The 17,716-nt window shown below is 68.7% G+C and carries 10 protein-coding genes; 6 read left to right on the forward strand and 4 right to left on the reverse strand.

The features are described from left to right. Positions 1-250: 250 nt before the first annotated feature. The gene (locus ABZT02_RS31450; protein ID WP_356023468.1) at positions 251-952 is read right to left on the reverse strand and encodes an SDR family NAD(P)-dependent oxidoreductase; all 702 of its coding nucleotides are present in this window, start codon (positions 950-952) and stop codon (positions 251-253) included. A 147-nt stretch (positions 953-1,099) separates the two neighbouring features. Here ABZT02_RS31450 and ABZT02_RS31455 point away from each other — a divergent pair, with 147 nt between their 5' ends. Together ABZT02_RS31455 and ABZT02_RS31460 are read left to right on the forward strand one after the other, a co-directional pair. Next, positions 1,100-1,795, forward strand: a complete 696-nt coding sequence (locus ABZT02_RS31455; protein WP_356023470.1) for a helix-turn-helix domain-containing protein — start codon at positions 1,100-1,102, stop codon at positions 1,793-1,795. Further along, complete coding sequence (locus ABZT02_RS31460; RefSeq protein WP_356023472.1) at positions 1,779-1,928, forward strand: hypothetical protein; 150 nt, start codon at positions 1,779-1,781, stop codon at positions 1,926-1,928. Before ABZT02_RS31455 ends, ABZT02_RS31460 begins: the two co-directional genes overlap by 17 nt. Positions 1,929-1,987: 59 nt before the next feature. Here ABZT02_RS31460 and ABZT02_RS31465 read toward each other — a convergent pair whose 3' ends face one another. After that, on the reverse strand, positions 1,988-7,063 hold the full coding sequence (locus ABZT02_RS31465) for a LamG-like jellyroll fold domain-containing protein (protein ID WP_356023474.1): 5,076 nt from the start codon (positions 7,061-7,063) through the stop codon (positions 1,988-1,990). A 275-nt stretch (positions 7,064-7,338) separates the two neighbouring features. Further along, entirely contained in the window at positions 7,339-7,533 is a 195-nt protein-coding gene (locus ABZT02_RS31470) for a hypothetical protein (RefSeq protein WP_356023476.1), read from the reverse strand. A gap of 103 nt (positions 7,534-7,636) precedes the next feature. On the opposite strand from ABZT02_RS31470, the gene ABZT02_RS31475 reads away from it, so the two are divergent. The 4 genes from ABZT02_RS31475 (at position 7,637) to ABZT02_RS31490 (ending at position 16,707) form a co-directional block, all read left to right on the forward strand. Further along, entirely contained in the window at positions 7,637-14,011 is a 6,375-nt protein-coding gene (locus tag ABZT02_RS31475; RefSeq protein WP_356023478.1) for an RHS repeat-associated core domain-containing protein, read from the forward strand. Positions 14,012-14,076: 65 nt separating this feature from the next. Further along, on the forward strand, positions 14,077-14,751 hold the full coding sequence (locus ABZT02_RS31480; protein WP_356023480.1) for a hypothetical protein: 675 nt from the start codon (positions 14,077-14,079) through the stop codon (positions 14,749-14,751). A 117-nt stretch (positions 14,752-14,868) separates the two neighbouring features. Then, complete coding sequence (locus tag ABZT02_RS31485; protein ID WP_356023482.1) at positions 14,869-15,003, forward strand: hypothetical protein; 135 nt, start codon at positions 14,869-14,871, stop codon at positions 15,001-15,003. A gap of 219 nt (positions 15,004-15,222) precedes the next feature. After that, complete coding sequence (locus ABZT02_RS31490) at positions 15,223-16,707, forward strand: ricin-type beta-trefoil lectin domain protein (RefSeq protein ID WP_356023484.1); 1,485 nt, start codon at positions 15,223-15,225, stop codon at positions 16,705-16,707. 100 nt (positions 16,708-16,807) lie between these two features. Here ABZT02_RS31490 and ABZT02_RS31495 read toward each other — a convergent pair whose 3' ends face one another. After that, complete coding sequence (locus ABZT02_RS31495) at positions 16,808-17,623, reverse strand: hypothetical protein (RefSeq protein WP_356023486.1); 816 nt, start codon at positions 17,621-17,623, stop codon at positions 16,808-16,810. Positions 17,624-17,716 lie beyond the last annotated feature (93 nt).

The following is a 17,716-nucleotide window of genomic DNA, read 5'->3' on the forward strand; positions in this document are numbered from 1 at the left end:
AGACCCGGACCGCCAGGCCGTGATCCTGGTCGGACGCCAGGCCGCGGGCGACCAGGGTCTTGGCGCATGCGTGCCTGGTCGGCGATGACGAACGCATCCTTCTCGGCCGTCCTGCCCTGGCCGCGGCAGGTGGCCGACGCTTGGTGCAGGGGCCTTCCCCGTGCAGCTGGGTTCAGGGTCGCGTCGCGTCGCGGCGCTGGGGCGCCGCGACGCGATCGGGGTTCGGCGAGGGGCCAGAGCCGGCGCGGTGTCAGGCGCGTGGAACGCCCTCGGCATCGAGGCGGAAGACGAGCTCGGCCTCGTCGCGCTTGGTGGTGTGCAGTTCCCAGTAGAGGGGGGCGATCTGCTCGGGCTTGGCCGCCTCGACGCCGGGGATGACGGAGACGCCGATCGACGAGTCGATGCCGACGTGGGCGGCCTGGATGCCGGTGCCGTCCAGCTCCTTGTGCAGGTTCATCGCCCAGTTGCGCAGCGCCGCGGCGGCGGCGTTGACGTTGGCGACCCGCGGGTCGGGCCAGATCGAGCCGGCGCCGGTGGTGTAGAGCAGGGTGCCCGCGCCGGTCTCCCGCATCGCCGGCAGTACCGCCTTGGTGGCAGTGATGGCTCCGTAGAGCTGGAAGTTCATCTCGAACTCCACATGAGACGGCTCGGTCTCGGCCGGAGCGGTCAGCTTTATGGCACCGAACGACCCCACGGGGGAGTACTCCAGGACGTCGATCCCGCCGAACCGCGCGGCGGCGTCCTTGAGTGCCTGGGTGAGCGCGTCGCGGTCGAGCACGTCCGCGGGGAACGCGGCGGCGGTGATGCCGTCGGCGGCGAGCTCGCCGACAAGACCCTCGAGCTTCTCGCGGTTACGGGAGATCAGGGCGATGTCGAAGCCCTGGGAGCCGAAGGCGCGGGCGATGGCCAGGCCCATCTGGGGGCCGGCTCCAACGATGGCGATGCTGGTCACAGGGATCCTTCCAAGAAATCTGGTCGAAGGCGGAACGCCATCCGGATAGGCCTATCCATATCAGGATCCGGATAGGGCGCTCCGGTTTTCTGCTGCCACCGTACCACCAAAAGTGGATAGGGCAATCCGATTGCTAGACTCTCCGGTATGCCCCCTACCGCCCAGCGCCCCGACGGTCCTGCCGCCCAGCCCCTGCGCAGCGACGCCGAGCGCAACCGTGAGCGGATCACCGTCGCCGCGCGCAAGGTGTTCGCGCGTGACGGTCTGGGTGCCTCGATGGCCTCCGTGGCCCGTGAGGCGGGGGTGGGGATCGCCACCATGTTCCGCCGCTTCCCCACGAAGGAGGAGCTGGTCGACGCCGTCTTCATCGACCGCATGGACGCCTACGCCGATGCGGTCGCCGTCGCGCTGGAGGACCCCGACCCCTGGCACGGGTTCGTCGGCTACATCGAGGCCGCCTGCGCGATGCAGGCCGCCGACAGCGGCTTCGCCGACGTCCTGACCACGACCTTCCCCACCGCCAAGGCTCTGGAGCGGCGCCGCAACGAGGCCTACGAGGGGATGGTGGAACTCATCAACCGGGCCAAGGCGACGGGCCGGCTGCGCGAGGACTTCGACTCCTCGGACCTGGTGCTGCTGCACATGGCCAACGCCGGTGTCGTCAACGCCACCGGCGACGCCGCCCCCGACGCCTGGCGCCGCGTTGTCGCTCTGTTCATCCAGTCCTTCGAGGCCCCCGCCCGCGGCACCCTGCCCGCCTCACCCGAGCATGACGCCCTCTACAGGGCCATGCTCCGCGCGGGTTCGGCGGCTGATGCGGCGCCGGATGCGGGTGACAACTGACCTGGAACCGGAGCTGTCTCGCGGTGCTCGACTCATCGCCGCGCTCGCGCTGACGGGCGGGGCGGACGCGATGGTGCTCGCGCTGGACGGGGTCGCCACCGCCGACGGCTGCGCCTGCCTGCTGTCGCCCTAGGTTGCGGAGGCCGGGCACCTGTCGAGTGCCCGGCCCCGGGGTTTCGCAGAAGAGCGCGGTCAGCTGAGGTAGCCGCTGCAGTCGGCGACGAAGTCGGTGGTGCCGTCGCTGTTGTTGTAGATGCTGATCTGTCCGTTGGCGTCGGTGGGGGTGAGGGTGAGGTTGGCGAGGGTGTCGGCGGCGCCCCAGTTGATGTTGCTGGTGGCGGGTCTGCCGACCGCGGTGGGGTAGGCGGTGGCGTAGCCGCCCGAGGCGGTGTTGGTGACGGTGAGCATGGCGGCGAGGGTGGGAGTGGCGGCCATGGTGACTTGCTGCGAGCTGGCGGTGGTGAGGGTGTAGGCCGTGTTGGCGGCGACGGCGCTGGCGCTTCCGCCGATGCCGCTGCGGGTGTCGACGAGGCGGGTGGGGTTGAGGGTGTGGAATTTCTGGCCGGTGGTTGTGGTGGTGTAGTAGCCGGAGACGTCGGCCAGGACGGCGGTGGCGCCGCTGTGGACGGAGATGGTGATGGTTCCGGAGGTGCCGATGGGGACGTCGCCTGACAGTGAGGCGATGCTGTTGCCGGTGTTGAAGCTGAGGCTGGTGTCGGTGGTGGGGGCGTAACCGGTGGCGTATGCCTCAAGGAAGCCGGTTCCGGTGGCATTGGCCGCGGCGAGGTTGACGGCGACGGTGGTGGCGTTGGCGGGGACGCCGTTGAGGCCGGTGATCTGGAGGGTGAAATTGGTGCCGGCGGCCACGGTGCCGGTGCTGGTCAGGCTGGTGTGGGCGACGCCGGAGCGGGTGTCGAGGGCGCGTACGGCGCTGGTCAGCGGTGTGTAGGTCTGGTCCCCGGTGATCGTGGGGTCGCTGGTGAAGTAACCGGTGACGTCGACGATCAGGGCGGTGGTGCCGCCGGTGCCGTCGACGTGGGTGTAGAGGTCGATCTTGCCGTCGTTGCCGACCGGGACGATCTGGTAGCCGGTCGCGGTGATGCCGGAGGCGAAGTTGGTGGACGAGGTGATGGGGCGTTGGGTGCCGTCGGCGTAGGTGGTGACGTAGCCGGAGTCGCTCTCGCCGGTGGCGGTGACGTCGACGGCGACCGCGGTGACCGAGGAGGGCACGGTGCCGGGGACGCCGCTGACCGGTGAGGTGACGCTGTCGCCCGCGATCTTCAGGCTGGTGACGGAGCCGGACGTGATGGTGCTGGTGCCCGCGGTGACGCCGGTGGTGTAGGTCAGGCCGCTGCTGGTGCGGGTGTCGAGGATGCGGGTCGGGGTGACGGCCTGGTGGTAGCCGGCCGGGGTGTAGGGCTGGGCCGGGGGTACGACGGAGCCGGTCCAGGTACGGACGCGCGCGAGTTCACCGCTGTAGTAGTCGGTGCGGGCGGAGGCGTTCAGGGCGTCGCCGAGCTGGAAATTGCCGCTCGCGCCGGTGGTGGGGGCGGTGTGGTTTCCGGTGGCGACGAAGACGTCGTCGACGTAGAGGTTCATCACGCCGGTCGACTTGTCGTAGGTGGCGGTCAGGTGGGCCCAGGTGCCGAGGTGGACGGTGCCGCCGGTGACGGTGTCGAAGCTCGAGGCGGTGCCGGTGCCGGTGTTGAGGCTGAACTGCCAGCCGCCGGTGGTGGGCAGGAGCAGGATGCCGGAGTCGGCGCTGCCGCTCTGGGAGAGCACGGCGCCGCCGTAGGCGGTGGGGTCGGCCCAGACGGACACGGTGAAGGACTTGGTCAGATCCAGGGCCTTGGCGCCCTGGAGGTAGTCGTGGTCGCCGGCGTCGAGTGCGACGTCGGGGTCGAACAGGCCACCGGTCGGGGCGGTGACGCCACTGGTGCCGGTGAGGGTGATGGCGCTGGTGGCCGCGTCGTCGGCGGTGTGCGCGGTGGTGTCGTAGTCGTTGAGGGGCCAGTCGTGGGTGTCGGTGCTCAGAGCCTGGCCGGCGGGCGTGGTCCAGGTCGCGGTGGTGCCGGAGAGGGTCATCTCATGGGCGGTGGCGGTTCCGGTGCTGCTGAGGGTCCACAGGTCGGGTGTGCCGTCGTTGTTGATGTCCGCTGCCTGGAGGGTGGGCTGGCTACTGGCGTCCCAGCCGGAGGCGGCGGCCTCGACGGAGGTGAGGGTGGTGTCGGTGGCGCCGTTGGAGAGGGCGTCGTAGGTCAGGGCCTGGAGGTTGGCGGGGCTGAGGTACCAGAGCTGGCCGTGGGACGGGTCGCCGGTGTCGGTGCTGGTGTCGCGGGCGAACAGTTCCGGCATACCGTTCGCGTTGAGGGCGCTGGTGAGGGTCCAGCCGCTCCAGCCGGTGGTGCAGCTGGTGGTGGTGCCGGTGTTCTGGGCCAGGCAGTAGGGGTTGTAGTCGGACAGATCGGTGGCCTGGTCGGCACCGGGGTACAGACCTGTGGCGGGCACGGAGTTCTCGTCGTAGAGCGAGCCGTTGATCACCAGGAGGAGGTCCGGATAGCCCGTGGGGGTCTCCCCGTTGACGGTGTCGTAGAGCCCGCCACCGCTGGCGATCGAGGTGGCCGGGGTGGTGGTGTCGGTGGTGGTGCCGTCGTCGTTGAAGGTGGTCGTCGTCAGGGCGAAGACGCCGGTGGCGTTGGTGACGGGAAGGGAATCGACGGGCTGGAGGTCGGTGCCGTCGCCCTGGCCGCGCAGGATCTCGCCGCTGACGGCATCGGTTGAGGTGTCGTAGCCGTAGTCGAGGACGTCGTTGAAGCCGTTCCCGGTGAAGAAGTGGCCGGTGACGGCCTGGGTGCCGGTGAAGGAGGTGGCGGTCTGAGTGGTGGAGACGCCGTTGCCGTCGATGCCGATGTTGCGGGCAACGGGGTTGAGCCTGCCGCCGCCGTTGCCGGTGGCCTGCCAGAGTCCGGCGGGCAGGGAGTTCTTGCCGCCGACCGTGAGCAGGTCGGCGTTGCCGTCGCCGTTGAGGTCGTCGGCGGTGGCGGTGGCGGGGGCCTGGGCGATGAACCGGTAGTCGTAGGTGTCGCCCACGTTGCCGCTGCTGCCGACGGCGGTGACGGTCAGGACGTTGGTCTGGGTGGTGGGCTTGAGTGAGATGGTGGCGGTGTAGGGGCTGGAGCCTGAGGCGGTGACGCTGACCGGGTTGCCGCCGTTGAGCTGGTAGCGGTAACTGCCAGGCGCCGTTGTGGTGTTGGTGTCCGTGATCGTGAAGCTCGCCGATGTGCCGACCGCGCACAGGCTGTCGCCCGAGGGGCTGTCTGTGAGTTCGGCGCACTCGCTGGTGGTGGAGGTGACGGCGTTGACGGTGGGGGCGCCGGGAGCGGTGGGGTCGTAGTAGAAGTGGCAGGTCTTGGACTGACTACTCGTCAGATGCTGGTCGGTGACGGTGAGATACCAGGCGAACTCGGTCTTCGCGGTGAGCGCGTTGAAGGGCCCGGAGGTCGTGTGGGAGTAGAGGGTGCTCGCTGTGGTGCCGCTGGTGGCGTTGATCGCCCGGGTGTAGGTCGTACCGCTCGCCATGTTCTTGAGCGTGAAGTTGGCGGTGAGCGGGCTGGTGGTGCCGTCCGGGTCGGAGACCGCGGCGCGCAGGGTGACGTCACCCAGTCCCAGTGAAGTCGGCGTGGTGGCGGTGCAGTTGGTGGCTGGGCTGGTGGTCAGCGAGGTCGGGGTGGTGGGAGTGTGGTCGTAGGTCGTGGTGATCGTCGCTTGCTTGCTGAACTGCTTCCACGCCAGGTCGTCACCCTCGTCGGCGGCCAGCAGGCCGAAGGTGGCCTTCGACCAGTGGTTGTCGGCGGCGCGCTGCATCAGCGAGGTGAGGGAGTACGTGACGTCCGCGGGGCCGCAGGACGTCGACCAGCCGTGGGCGACGGACTGCGAGCCGATCTTGCTGAGCCGGGAGGGCTGGTTGTTCCACGTGGTGGACGAGGAGATCGAGCCGGTCCAGTACAGGTCGAGTGCCTTGGCGGTGCAGGAAGCCGACCAGTTCTCGTAGAAGGAGATGTCGGAGGAGATCACCGTAGAGTTCCACAGGGCGCTGTGGACGCTGGTCTGGAAGAACGACCGGTTGGTGGAGACGTCGGAGGTCCAGTCGGTGTAACCGACGTGCAGGGGGCCGGGGTTGGAGGAGCCGGGCTTCCAGAAGGCGGTGTCGGGCCACTCGTTGTCGACGAACGCCCATGCCTGGACGGTGTCGGTCTGGCCGGATGCGGTGAAGGTGGGGTCGATGTAGACCGGGTAGGTGGTGTGCTCGCCGGTCAGCAGGCCGCGGTCGGGTGACAGGCCGATGCGGCCCGGTCGGTAGGTGGCCTTCAGGCTCGCCTTGCGGGCCGCGTCGCCCGGAGCGGCCGGGCTGGAGGCGAGGGGGGCGCCGTTGTGCCGGTCCACGGTCTGGCCGGTGTGCGGGTCGGTCGCCTTCGGGGTGTTCGCGGCGGGCCGGGTGGAGTCCCACATGGTGGGGGCGGTGGCGGAGAACACGATCCGTCCGGCGCGGTCCTTGGCGGTGATGTCACCGGCCTTGTCGCCGGTCAGAGTGACCCCGGTGGCCTTCGTGGCGAGGGTCAGGGCGGTGAGGGCGGGGTTCGCGGCGGCCGTGGCGTTCTTGACCACCAGGACCTCGCTGAACCCGCCGGTGTCCTGCGCGGTGACCGCGAGATCCACGTCGGGAAGCACGTCGTGGTACGTCGCGGTGGGGCCGGACAGGGTGGGAGTGCCGAGCGCGAACGCGGAGGGCAGCGACACGGCCAGGGAGCCGCTGCCGGCCCGCATGGTGGCCAGGGGGTCCTCCGCGCCGCCGCCGGAGAGGGTCAGGGAACCGGTCGCCACCTTGGGGGAGATCGTGCCGTCCGCGTGCCGGACCAGCGTCGCGTCCAGGCTCTTCCATCTCCCGTCCACCAACTTGCGTACGGGCGCGATCGTCTGTCTGAGCGTCAGCGTGCCGTTCGGGTTGGCGGTGAGCGTGGAGGAGTCCGTCGTGGCGGCCGTCGCCTGGACGGACGTTCCGGTGGACCGGGCCTTCGCGAGTGCCTGGTCCTCGGTCAGGCCCGGGGAGGAGCCGGCCGGCGCCCGAGTGGCGGTGGGGGAGTGCGCCGGGACGGCGGCGTTGGCGAGAGCGGGGCTGCCGACGGCGCCGGCGACCGCGAGAACAGTGGCGCCGACGACCGCGCGGCGCGCCCATGAGCGGGGCGGAGAAGCCGACCCATTCTTTTGCATTTCTTTCCCCCAATTCCTGGGCTGTTAAAGAAGTCCAAGTGTTCTGCAAAATCCGGTTGAGAAACCCTTGGTGATCGGCCCGTTAATGGGCCCGCATCGCGAATATCCAAGGCCGCGTCACCGTATGGGGACTTGAGGCCGCATATGGGCGAATGTGATTCAGGTCACACAGAATGCGTGTCGTGGATGTCTGGATCTGGCGCCGTTTGCGGATTCTTCATGGGTTGGTTTTTTCCAACCCCATATCCTCCGCGATTGAACTTTCGGGTATTTCTTCAGTTCGACTTGATGGTCGCGACGAGGGGGAATCCGGTGTCCGGTAGACGCGTGCGGCTGGTGGCGGTGGGATGGACAGCGCTGGTGGCCTGGTCCCTGTGTGTGGGTCCGGCCTTCGGGTCGACGACGAGCACCCCCCCTTCCACCCCCAGAACGGCCGCGAAGCCGAAACCGGACCTCGGCAGGTCTGTCACGGGCCTGAAGTCCGTTCCGCACAAGGACGTGCGCGGTTCGGACGCCACCCGGCACACGGCCGTGCCGACCCGGACCACGTGGCCGGCCGCAAGGACCGCGACCTTGGAACTCGGGGCGCCGAAGCACTCGGCGACCGCCGGCTCCAAGGCCACCGCGTCGGGAACGCCCGTGTGGGCGCAGGCCGTCGCGCCCAGCAAGGGCGCCTACAGCGGCCCGAGGGCGCTGGGCGTCCAGGTCCGGCCCAGGTCCCTGTCCACGCGCTTGGGCGTCTCCGGCCCCGTCTGGTCCCTCACCAGCTCCGGGACGACCGCGGTCGGTTCGGGCCGAGTGAACGTGGGCCTGGACTACGGCGCGTTCAGCCAGGCCGTCGGCGGCAACTACGCCTCACGCCTGCGTCTCGTGGAACTGCCCGCCTGCGCACTGACGACCCCTCAACTGGCCAAGTGCCGCGAGCAGACCCCTCTGACCTCCCGCAACGACACCAGGAACGCCGCTGTGTCGGCGGCCGTCACCTTCCCCGCGGCATCCTCGGCGAAGCCCGCCTCGACGGAACCCGGCCGGCTCCCGTCAGGGGCGGCGGTTCCGGCCGTCTACAGCGGTTCGGCCTCCGCCGTCGCCTCGGCTCGGACTGCCTCGACCTCGGACGCGGCGACCGTGATCGCGGCCACCGACTCCACCGGCCAGGAGGGCGGGGCGGGCGGCACCTACGCCTCCACCCTGTCCTCGGCCGGTTCCTGGGCCCAGTCGGGCTCGTCGGGCGACTTCACCTACACCTACAAGGTGGCGGTGCCCGGCGCCTCGACGTCGCTGGCGCCGGACGCGTCGCTGTCGTACGACTCGGGCAGCGTGGACGCGAAGACCGCGAACACCCAGGCGCAGGCTTCCTGGGTGGGTGACGGCTGGAGCACCCAGGACTCCTACGTGACGCAGGAGTTCACCCCCTGCGACGACTCTCCGGAAGGCAGCGCGGGCTCGGTGACCACCACCGACGAGTGCTACGACGGGCCGATCCTGACCTTGTCCCTGAACGGTTCGTCGACGTCGATCGTCTACGACAAGGACACGTCCACCTACAAGCTGGCCGACGACGACGGCGCGACGGTCAGCAAGGTGACCGGCTCGTCCAACGGCTCGGGCACGTACGACACGTCGTACTGGGTGATCACCGAACGGGACGGAACCAAGTACTACTTCGGCCGCAACCAGCTGCCCGGCTGGGCGTCGGGGGACGACACGACCAACTCGGTGGACTCCCAGCGGGTGTACGCGGCGCACTCCGGAGACCCCTGCTACGACTCCACGGCCACCAGCAGCTACTGCACGATGGCTTCGAAGTGGCACCTGGACTACGTCACCACCGCCACGGGAGCGGCGATGGCCTACTACTACAAGCAGGACACCAACTACTACGGCGCCCACAACGGAGACTCTGAGGTCAAGTACGTGCGGGACTCCTACCTCGCGCACGTCGACTACGGCTTCACCACCGCCACCGGCCCCTTCGGCACGGTCCCGGACAGGATCGTCTACGGCACGTCAGTGCGCTGCACCTCGACCGGCGCCAACTGCGGCAGCACGGAGACCTCGTCGAACGCGGCCTACTACCCGGATGTCCCCTACGACTTGAGCTGCGCCTCCGGGGCGACCTGCAGCGCGCACGCGCCGTCGTACTTCTCCACCGTCCGCCTCAGCTCCATCACCACCCAGCAGTACTCGACCTCCGCAGGCGCATACACGACCGTCGACTCCTACGCACTGAGCCAGACGGAGCCGTCGACCGGCGACGCGACCAGCGCGACGCTGTGGCTGTCCTCCGTGCAGCGCACCGGCGCGGACACGACGGCGGGGGGCTCGACCTCCTCGATCACCGTGCCGCCGGTCCAGTTCACCGGTTCGGCGCTGGAGAACCGGGTGAACACCACCACCTATCCGGGCCTGTTCCGCTATCGCATCACGGCGATCACCACCGAGATGGGCGGCGTGATCGGCGTCTCGTACACGCTGCCGACCGCGTGCTCGACCTCCGTCACGCCGTCCTCGAACACGGCGTCCTGCTTCCCTGAGTACTGGACACCCAGCGGCTACATCAGCCCGATGCTGGACTGGTTCAACAAGTACGCGGTGCAGGAGGTGTTGGAGACCGACACGACCGGGGGATCGGCGACGAAGGAGACCGACTACGCCTACAGCGGTGCGGCCTGGCACTACGACGACGATGAGAACACCAAACCGAAGTACCGCACGTACGGGCAGTGGCGCGGCTATCAGCAGGTGACCACCACCACCGGCAACGGCTCGGGGGGCGCGAAGACCAAGCAGGTCGACTCCTACTACCAGGGCATGGACGGCGACTGGCTCTCGTCCACCTCGACCCGCAGCATCTCGCTGACCGACTCGCAGGGCGGTCACCACACCGACACGCCCCAACTCGCCGGTCGGGTACTGGAGTCCACGTCGTACCTCGGCGACGGTGGCGGCGTCGACCACTCCACGATCACCTCGTACTGGATCTCCGCGGCGACCGCGACCCGCACCCGTTCCGGCCTGCCGGACCTGACCGCCAACGCGACCGGCACCGCGGAGGAGTGGACCCGACAGCGCGTGTCCGACGGCGGCACCACGAGCTGGCGCGACACCGAGACCGACACCACCTACGACGCCACCCGCTCGGACGACGACTTCGCGCTGGCGACCTACACCTACGAGCACACCGTGCCGGTCGACTCCCACTACGACCAGTGCACCGCCACCACCTACGCCCCCGCCAACACCGGCGCCAACCTCGTCGGCCTGGTCTCCGGATCCGAAGAGGACTCGGTGGCCTGCTCCGGCTTCACAGAGGGCTCCACCTCCTCCGTGCCGAGCGGACTGAACACCCTCGGCGCGCCCACGAGTGTCACCCGGCCCGACCAGGTCGTCTCCGCGACCCGGACGTACTACGACGACACCACCTTCTCCACCACCTTCCCGCAGGCCGGCGCGCCGACGATGGGCCTGGTCACGATGACCCGCACGGCCACCAATTACGGCGCGGGCGCGTTCACCTGGCGGACCACCGCGCAGAACACCTACGACAGCACGTACCACCGCCTGGCGAGCACCACCAACGGCAACGGCAACACCACCACGACCACCTACACCGTCGACTCCGCCTACCTGACCACCGGACAGAGCGTCGCTCAGCCCACGGTGAGCGGGATCGCCCACACCACCAGCGAGACGTACGACCCGGAGCGCGGGCTGGCCCTGACCAGCACCGACGCCGACCACGTGGTGACCACCACGCACTACGACGCCCTCGGGCGGACGACCGCGGTGTGGAAGAACTCCCGCGCGACCAGCTCCCTGGCCAACGAGACCTACACCTACACGCTGACCAACAGCGCCGTCTCGGGTGTGGTGACCAACACGCTGAACGACAACAGCGGTTACCTCACCTCCGCGAGCATCGAGGATTCGTTCGGCCGTCCCCGCCAGACGCAGACCTACACTCCGCAGGGTGGTCGTCTCATCGACGACACCCTGTACGACTCGCGCGGCTGGACGGCGAAGCAGAACACCGGCTACTGGGACTCCGCCACCACACCGGCGCTGTCGTTGAAGGCGGTGGCTGACAACCAGGTCGCCGACCAGGACGTGTTCACCTACGACGGCCTGGGCCGGCAGATCTATGACACCTCCGAGAAGAACGGCTCCGTGGTCTCCACCGCCACGACGGTGTACAACGGTGACGCCACCACCGTCATCCCGCCCACCGGTGGCGTCATCAAGACCACCCGCACCGACCCGCTCGGCCGTACCAGCGAACTCGACGAGTACACCGCCGCCCCCTCGCTGACCACTCCGCTGAACACGACCACCGGCACCTTCTACCTGACCGGCGGCACGACCAGCGCCACCACCTTCGGCTACGACGGCCATGGCCAGCAGGCCACCACGACCGACGCCAAGGGCGACACGTGGACCAGCACCTACGACCTGGCCGACGAGGTGACCGCGAAGACCGACCCCACCGCCGGCATCTCCACCATGACCTACGACGCCGACGGCAACCTGCTGCAGACCAAGGACTCCCGGGGCCAGTACGTCTCCTTCACCTACGACGCCCTCGACCGCAAGACCGGCCAGTACGCGGCCGCCACCGCCGACCAGACCGCGTACACGTCGACCAGCTCGCCAGGCAACCAGACCGCGTCCTGGGTCTACGACAACGCCAACACCGCCGTCTCCGGCATGACCTACCCGGTCGGCCACGTCACCACGGCGACCTCGTACAGCGGCGGCTACGCCTACGTCCAACAAGCCGTGGGCTTCAACGTCTTCGGCGAATCCCTGGGTGAGGAGACCATCGTCCCCTCCGCCGCACAGGGCTCAGTGCTCGGCAAGACCTGGAAGATCACGCACTCGTACACCAGCGTCAACGGCCTGCTGTGGACCGACGGTTACGCCCTCGGTGGCGGACTGCCCGCCGAGACTGTCACCCACGGCTACAACAACGATGACGAACCCAACGCCCTGGCCGGAGCCTACGGTTACCTCCAGAGCACCACGTACAGCGCCAACGGCCAGGTCGCGCAGGTTCAGTTGGGCTCCTCGACGTCCTACGCCACCGTCACCGACGCCTACGACAGCCACACCGGGGACCTGTCCGACCAGCTCGTCACCCGCTCCACCGCCACCCCGTCCAGCGTCGACGAGACCGCCTACACCTACGACCTGTCCGGCAACATCACCCGCCAGAGCGAGACCCGCTCCGGTTCCAGCACGACGGCCGAGACCCAGTGCTATGCCTACGACACCCTCGACCGCCTCACCACCGCCTGGACCGCCACCGACAACTGCGCCACCACCCCCACCAGCGGCGACCACAGCACCGTCGGCGACGGCATCACCGGCGGCGCCTACTGGACCAGCTGGACCTACGACGCCGTCGGCAACCGCCTCACCCAGACCCAGCACACCGTCTCCGGCACCGGCAGCGACGCCGTCACCACCAGCGGCTACTCCAGCGGCCAGCCCAACACCCTGACCAGCACGGCCACCACCGGCGGCTCAAGCGCATCCACCAGCTACGGCTACGACAACGCCGGTAACACCACCACCCGCAACACCGGCACCGGTAACCAGACCCTCCTCTGGAACAACAGCGGGCAGCTGACCAAGGTCAGTAACTCCACCACCGGAACCGCCACCAGCTACGTCTACGACGCCGGCGGCAACCTCCTCCTGCAGATCGACCCGACCACCACCACCCTCTACCTCGGCAGCGAACAGATCACCCTCGACAACTCCGCGGGCACCGCCACCGGCGTGCGCTACTACTCCGCTCCCGGCGGCGCCAGGATCGTCCGCACCGGAACCGGCACCTCCTACGGCTTCGAACTCGCCGCCGACCAGCACGGCACCAACAGCCTCTACCTCGACAACACCGCACAGACCCCCACCTGGAGGCAGTTCGACCCCTACGGCAACCCCCGCGGCACCACTGCCAGCTGGCCCGACAACCGCACCTTCCTCGGCAAGACCACCGACACCACCACCGGCCTCACCGACGTCGGCGCCCGCGAATACGACCCCGCTCTCGGCCGCTTCACCAGCCTCGACCCCGTCTTCGAGGACGACAGCCCGCAGGAACTCGGCGGCTACACGTACGCCGGCGACAACCCGGTCACCGAAAGCGATCCCACAGGCATGGAAAGCTGCGGACTGGCTCACTACTGCTCCGGAAGCAACGGGACATACGGTACCTACCACCCCGAACAGGATCCGGGGTCGAAGAAGTACAAGGGTTCCAGCCACTACTGCGACACACACACATGTGGCGGTACGAGCAACAGCGGCTGCTACTACGTACTCAAAGACCCCTGCGGCACAGCTCACAACAGCACATCCTGGCAGCCCGTGCCCCCCTTCACGGGGTGGTGGAGTTCGTCCTGCGCGACCAGTGCAATCGGAAAGCTGTGCACGGCGGCGGGTGTGACTTCGGCGGGACTCAGCGCGGCGCAGACCCATCTCGCCAAATACCAGGCTGCGGCAGTATCCCAAGCGATCAAGAGAGGAAGCGCGGAAGAAGGAATGGCCAGTGCGAACAGAATGCTGGCAATGCAGAACACTGCAACGGGGTGGTCGAGAACGGCCCTTCTCCGCCCTGGACTGACGTCAGTCGGGGCCACCCGGGCACTCACCGGAGCGGGAGGCGTGGCGGCCTATGGGTACAACTACATGACGGACCGGGGGGAAGGGCAGTCCCGTACCCGGGCAGCCCTGACGAGTGTCCCGCAAGCGGGTGCCGACATGTACATATCGGCGACGATGGCGGAGTCCGGCCTCGAAACCGGAGCGATCATCGGCTCGTTCGTCGGTCCCGAAGGTACGGTTGTCGGAGGCGCGGTCGGAGCGGTCGTAGGCTTGGCTGCCGGGTTCGTCACCAGCAATGTGACGAACAACATCATCTCGGATATCGGAAACTGGTTCTGATCGTGATGTCCTGGACGGCGCTCGCTGGAGCCGTTGCCCTCGCTGTACTTTCCACCCGATCATGGGTGCGCGTCGTCCGCCGCTGGGACGACCCTTCGGCGCCCCCCTCGCCGATGGCCTTTGCGCGGCTCTTCGGACCTGATGCTCGGCGCAGGCTCGAACACGTCTCCCTGCTCAACGCCACCTGTTTGAGCGGTGTGACGCTTCTGCTGCTCGGCGGGGCATGGCTGCCGCCACAGGGAAGCACGGCCAAGGAGAATCCGCTCGCACTGGGCGTCGCCGCGCTGGGGCTGGCCGTATTCTCCGCCGGGTTTCTGGCGCAGCTGTCCATAGGGTTCTTCGGCAGACCACAATTCTTCCTGCCCAGGCCTTTCCGGGACGTGAAGCCCGATGCTCCTACTGCTCCCACGTCCGTTCCTAGGGTAAAAGGCGATATGACAGAGATTTCGGTACGCCGTGACGAGGCTGACAGTTACGCGCAACTGCGGCGCTACAAGGTGTACGTGGACGGCGAACGCGTGGGAGACCTACGGCCGGGCGAGACCTGTCAGAGGGCGGTCTCCGAAGGCATGCACACCGTTCAGGTAAAGATCTCATGGTGCTCGAGCCCGCCTCTTTCGGTAGGAGTATCCGAGGGAGAGCGACAAGAACTGGTGTGCAGGGCGGTCCCAGGAGTGGAATCGGATCCCATGGCGATGATCATCCGTCGACACGACCTCCTCACCCTGCGGAGGGCGTGAGGCCGTTGCGTCCAGGGGCAGGGTGTCGTCGATGGGACAACCGCTGGAGGAGGCTCCAGCGGTTGTCCTCGTCGAACAGGGTCTGGGTTCTTGCTGGCCCAGTAGGCGCCGCCGGTGATGCCGTCGCCGACGGTGCTGTGGTCGCCGCTGGTGGGGGTGGTGGCGCAGTTGTCGGTGGGCGGCACGCCCGGCAGCACCACCAGCAGAGCCTCGCTCGCCCTCCGTCTCACCGTCCCTCCCCTCGTCCTGTGAAATCCGGTCGAAGGGGCCGCGCTGCATTTCGGAACCGTTACGAGTCTTGTCACCCGTGCGGGCGCCGTGCCAGTGTCCCGGCAATGGTTACGTAACCATCGCCGGTCCGACGGGTCCGAGCAGCTGTGCTCGGATCCTGGTTCATCAGGTTCATCAGTGCCTCGGCTCAGGTGACGAACCCGCACCGCCCCTCCACGTTTGCCCGTCACTGGAGACGACATGACCAAGACCCCAACGAGGTCGAGAAGGCTGGCCGGTGTGCTCACGGCCGGCTTCGGCGCGACACTCATGTTGCTGACCGCCCCCGGGCCCGCGCTCGCCCAGCAGGCCCCCGAGAAGGCGGCCGCCTCGTACGCTCCGGTGAAGCCCGCTCCGAAGGGCGGCACCAGTGACTTCCGCGGAGTGAACTGGGCCGACCCGCGCGACAACTACGCCAGTGACGCCGTGGTGCCGAGCGGACTGAAGGTGACCGACAGCTACCGCACCGTGTACCGCACCACGGAGAAGATGGTGCGCGGCTTCAAGAAGAACCTGGGCGCCAACACGCTGCGACTGCCGATCAACCCGGCAAGCGTGGGCACCACCTGGTGGAAGTCGTACCGGGCGACGATCGACGCGGCCACGGCCTCCGGTGACAAGGTCATCGTCAGCTACTGGGAGGCCGACTCCAGCAAGGACGGCCTGGTCGACGACACGGCCGCCTGGAAGACGATGTGGAACACCGTGGTGCGGGAGTACAAGCACAACCCGCGGGTGTACTTCGAGCCCATGAACGAGCCGCACGGCTACACCCTGGACCAGTGGGTGTCCGTCACCAGCGGCTGGCTCGCGCAGCACAAGGACGTCCCGCGCGGCCGGGTCGTGATCAGCGGCACCGGCTACAACGACAACGTCACCGGGGTCGGCGCGGCACCCGAACTGCGCGGAACGCTGTTGTCGTTGCACTTCTACGGCTTCTGGAACAGCTACACGAAGCAGTCGGACTGGACCGCCGACCTGGAAGCCCGCCTCGGCAAGTACACCGGCCGCACCATCATCGACGAGGCCGGCTCCCCGATGACCATCGGCCTGAACTACGGCGCGTGGAACGGCAACATCTACACCTCGTACCTCGCGTCCGTGGCCAACACCGCCCGCAGCAAGGGCATGGGGCTGGTGTACTGGCCGGGCCTGCGTTTCGGCGACTCTTACTCGATCGAGTCGCTGGACGCCGACGGCAACATGGTGGACAACAGTGCCACCGGAGTCGCGCTGCTGCGCTGGGGCTACGGCTTCGGCAAGACCCCGCCGGTCAACGACCTGCCGCCGGCGCCTCCCGGTGAGGTCCTGCGCGGCGTGGCCTCGGGCCGCTGCGTCGACGTGCCCGGCTTCAGCACCACCAACGGCACCCAGCTCGACCTCTGGGACTGCAACGCCGGCGGCAACCAGACCTGGAACTGGAACGCGGACAAGCAGCTCACCGTCTACGGCAACAAGTGCATGACGGTGGGAGGCACCGGGGCCACGGCGGGAGACCCCGTCGTCATCACCGACTGCACCGGCGCGGCGGCACAGCAGTGGAACGTGAACGCGGACCTCTCCGTGAGCAGTGTCGCCAACCCGGCACTCTGCCTGGACGCGGCCGGGGCGGGCACCGGCAACGGCACGTCGGTCGACGTCTGGTACTGCAACGGCGGCAGCAACCAGCAGTGGACCAGGAGCTGACGCCAGGCGCCACCGGACCGAACCGTCGGCGCCGTCGCGCTTCGCCCCTCGGCGAGGCCGGCGGCGCCGCGGTGCGCGCGCGGACCACCGGCCGGGTACGTCAGGCGACCGGGACGGCGTCGAACACCTTGTGGTGCACGCGGACTCGCGCCGATCCCGCGAGGTGGCCGATCAACGTCCGGTAATGGTCCAGGACGTATGCCTGGCGGACCTCCGCGTGGGCCGCGGCGAACGACCGGTGCGGGAAGTCGCCCCGGTGGGCGGTGAAGTAGGACCTGAGAGCGCTGTCCGGCGTGGTGATGGCCCGCGAGTCCGTGAGCCTGTCGCGCAGGGCGGCGGCGAGGTTGCTCAGGACGTAGGTGAAGTAGTTCGACTCGGTGTACTGCACCGGGCCGTAGATGACCTGGTGGGTGGCGACGGCCGTGCGGCGACGGGCGTTCTCCGCCTGCCAGTTGCGCAGGAAGGCGTCGTATCCGGAGTCCGCCAGGAGGCCCTGGCGGTGAGCCAGGTGCAGCTCGACGGTGACCCTGGTGACGTCGGCGAGGGCCCGCTCGCGGAGGTAGGCGGCGGGCGTCTGGCCGTCGTGTTCGGTGGTCCAGAAGTCGGGGCCGTCGTCGGCTCCGAACTTCTGCCGGAAGTGGGTGAAGGTCGCCGCTCTCTCCTGAGCGAGGTAGAGGGCGAGTTCTCGTACCGGGATGTCCTGACCGTCGACCGTGGCCGCCACGGCCGTGACCGGTGGAGCCGGTGCGGCGGCCGGTGGCCGGCTGTGCCGCGGGCCGGGCAGCAGGGCCGCCACGGCGATGGCGGCCGCGGCCACCAGCGCGGTGACGGCAATCGCCCAGAGCGGCACACTGCCAGCCGCACGGTTCTTCGCCGGTGTCCGGGGCCGGGTCCGGGGCCGCGTCGACGTGCTCATCGCCGACTCCTCTCTCGTAGGGCCGTCCGAAGGGGGACGGGCGCCCGGCCCGGAACACCCTCATGCCCCGGGTGGGCACCCGTCCTGTCCCGC

The organism is Streptomyces sp. NPDC005402 (assembly GCF_040606575.1).
Taxonomy (GTDB): domain Bacteria; phylum Actinomycetota; class Actinomycetes; order Streptomycetales; family Streptomycetaceae; genus Streptomyces.

Coding starts and splice junctions, on each gene's coding strand:
- ABZT02_RS31455 (WP_356023470.1), top strand. CDS start 1,100: ATGCCCCCTACCGCCCAGCGCCCCGACGGTCCTGCCGCCCAGCCCCTG.
- ABZT02_RS31460 (WP_356023472.1), top strand. CDS start 1,779: ATGCGGGTGACAACTGACCTGGAACCGGAGCTGTCTCGCGGTGCTCGA.
- ABZT02_RS31465 (WP_356023474.1), bottom strand. CDS start 7,063: ATGCAAAAGAATGGGTCGGCTTCTCCGCCCCGCTCATGGGCGCGCCGC.
- ABZT02_RS31485 (WP_356023482.1), top strand. CDS start 14,869: ATGCCGTCGCCGACGGTGCTGTGGTCGCCGCTGGTGGGGGTGGTGGCG.
- ABZT02_RS31490 (WP_356023484.1), top strand. CDS start 15,223: ATGACCAAGACCCCAACGAGGTCGAGAAGGCTGGCCGGTGTGCTCACG.
- ABZT02_RS31495 (WP_356023486.1), bottom strand. CDS start 17,623: ATGAGCACGTCGACGCGGCCCCGGACCCGGCCCCGGACACCGGCGAAG.